At 42.4% G+C, this 1,678-nt stretch carries 2 protein-coding genes; both read right to left on the reverse strand.

Annotated elements, in window-relative coordinates; translation table 11 throughout:
• The coding region (gene rpoH, locus A3739_RS13870) for an RNA polymerase sigma factor RpoH (RefSeq protein WP_068501759.1) at positions 1-750 on the reverse strand (750 nt) is incomplete at its 3' end.
• Positions 751-872: 122 nt separating this feature from the next.
• Positions 873-1,678, reverse strand: an 806-nt coding sequence (gene ftsX / locus A3739_RS13875; protein WP_068501761.1) for a permease-like cell division protein FtsX, incomplete at its 5' end; no start/stop codon positions are given.

Below are 1,678 nucleotides of genomic sequence, written 5' to 3' on the forward strand. Positions count from 1 at the left end.
TTTTTTCTCATTTAACCAGCGTTTGGTGATGATATCTAAACTACGCTCATCGAGAGTACGTAAGGCTTCAGTTAAACGATGACGCGTATCGCTCGATGTATCAGCCAGCTCTACAGCACGTGCAGGGTCTGCTGAATGATCTTCTAGATAGTTCGCTGGAGCTAAGAACGCGCTGTCATCATCTTCATCAGAGCTAGCATCGAATGCTGTATCTTGAGCGCTCAAGCGACCTTCCATTTCGCGAACGACGCGAGGTTCTACACCAAGGTCTTTAGCTACTGAATCAACTTCATCTGCGGTAAACCAAGCAAGACGCTTTTTAGAGCTGCGAAGATTGAAGAACATTTTACGTTGCGCTTTGGTCGTCGCAATTTTGACAATGCGCCAATTACGTAAAATGAATTCGTGAATTTCAGCTTTGATCCAATGTACAGCAAAAGACACCAAGCGAACGCCGAATGTCGGATCGAAACGTTTAACGGCTTTCATTAGGCCGACGTTTCCTTCCTGAATAAGATCAGCTTGAGCTAAACCATATCCAGAGTAACTTTTAGCGATATGAACAACAAAACGTAGATGCGACATAATCAAGTGTCGCGCAGCCACAAGGTCGTTTTCGTCATGTAAGCGCGCAGTTAAATCTCGCTCTTCTTCAATTGACAAAATCGGGATGCTGTTGACCGTTTGGATGTAAGACTCAAGGTTGCCACCAGGAGTTAACATGTCGACGGGTTGTAAGCTTGTGCCCATTAATATTCCTCTATTCGTTATCCTTGCATCATAGCATCTCGGCGCTTTTGTGCTCAAGTGTGCTAATGTTGAGTGGTTGGACTACTTAAGCCTTAAAAAGTTCCGAATTTCGTAGATAGGTATTAGCTTGGTTCAATTGCGCTTATATGTTGTTTCACAGAAATTTTGGCAGCGCACCAACCTAAAAATGTTCCAACTAACAGAATAAAAAGTGTAGTTTCAATGTTCAAACCTGACAAACTAAAATCGCTTTGATATGAAGCTTTCAGTGCTTCAATAGGTTGCGCTAGAATGGCTAACACCACGCTGCATAAAATAATGGAAAATATTCCTCCGCCTATGCCATAGAAAATACCTAAGTACAGAAACGGTCTACAAACAAACGCGTCCGTTCCTCCTACCAGCTTAAGTACGGCAATTTCGTCTTTTCGGTTTTCGATTGCTAATCGAATCGTATTTCCGAGAATTAAAATGACAGCAATACTTAGCATTAGCCCAAGAATCCAGGTGCTTAAACTAAGAAAGTTGGTAATAGAGTTGAGTCGCTGAACCCACATTAAATCAAGCTGAACCAGATCAATTTCAGGCTTTCCTAGTAGGCTAGTGCGAAGTTTTTGCGCTTGTTCTATCGTATTAGCAGAATCACTCAGGGTTACGATAATACTGTGAGGAAGGGGATTGTCGCTCAAGTGCTCAAGTGTCGACTCGAGTTCAAATGTTGCTTTAAATTCCTCAAGAGCATCATCTTGATGGATGAACTTGGCTGACTCTATGCCTTCGATTTTTGTTAGTTCTTGCGCAAATGTTGCCCCTTTAATCGGCGATAATGTTTTGCTTAGCATCACCGTCATTTGAGTCGTATTATCAAAGCTCAATTGAGAGCGCTCGAGATTGCTTAAGAACACGCCTAGTAAAGTGGGCAATAAGA

The organism is Oleiphilus sp. HI0067, from assembly GCF_001635735.1.